This is a genomic window from Streptomyces sp. NPDC055287 (assembly GCF_053646035.1).
In genome coordinates this window covers 1-1041 of the sequence record NZ_JBSHNE010000143.1, presented here as the reverse complement: position 1 = coordinate 1041, position 1041 = coordinate 1, and the positions used below count along the sequence as shown (strand labels likewise).

1 protein-coding gene is annotated in these 1041 nt (G+C 68.5%); it reads left to right on the top strand.

From position 1 onward, the window contains the following. Positions 1-1041 (top strand): flavodoxin-dependent (E)-4-hydroxy-3-methylbut-2-enyl-diphosphate synthase (gene ispG, locus ACWIHY_RS40410; RefSeq protein ID WP_454381764.1); only part of this gene is annotated, 1041 nt, incomplete at both ends.

Here is a 1041-nt window from a genome sequence, read left to right as displayed (position 1 = left end):
ATCCAGGTCGGATCGGTGGCGGTCGGCGGGGACGCACCCGTCTCGGTGCAGTCGATGACGACGACCAGGACGTCCGACGTCGGTGCGACGCTGCAGCAGATCGCGGAGCTGACCGCGTCGGGCTGCCAGATCGTCCGGGTGGCGTGTCCGACCCAGGACGACGCGGACGCGCTGGCGACGATCGCGCGCAAGTCGCAGATCCCGGTGATCGCGGACATCCACTTCCAGCCGAAGTACGTCTTCGCGGCGATCGACGCGGGCTGCGCGGCGGTCCGGGTGAACCCGGGCAACATCAAGCAGTTCGACGACAAGGTGAAGGAGATCGCCAAGGCGGCCTCCGCCACCGGCACCCCGATCCGGATCGGCGTGAACGCCGGATCGCTCGACGCGCGCCTGCTTCAGAAGTACGGCAAGGCCACCCCGGAGGCGCTGGTGGAGTCCGCCCTGTGGGAGGCGTCCCTCTTCGAGGAGCACGGCTTCGGGGACATCAAGATCTCGGTCAAGCACAACGACCCGGTCGTGATGGTCAACGCGTACCGGCAGCTCGCCGCGCAGTCGGACTACCCGTTGCACCTCGGTGTGACGGAGGCCGGGCCGGCGTTCCAGGGCACGATCAAGTCGGCCGTCGCGTTCGGCGCGCTGCTGAGCGAGGGCATCGGCGACACGATCCGGGTCTCGCTGTCGGCGCCGCCGGTGGAGGAGGTCAAGGTCGGCCTTCAGATCCTGGAGGCGCTCAATCTCAAGCAGCGGCGCCTGGAGATCGTTTCCTGCCCGTCGTGCGGGCGGGCGCAGGTCGACGTGTACAAGCTCGCCGACCAGGTGGCCGCCGGTCTCGACGGCCTGGAGGTGCCGCTGCGGGTGGCCGTCATGGGCTGCGTCGTCAACGGCCCCGGTGAGGCCCGTGAGGCCGACCTGGGTGTCGCGTCCGGCAACGGCAAGGGTCAGATCTTCGTCAAGGGCGAGGTCATCAAGACCGTCCCCGAGTCGAAGATCGTCGAGACCCTCATCGAAGAGGCGATGAAGATCGCCGAGCAGATGGAG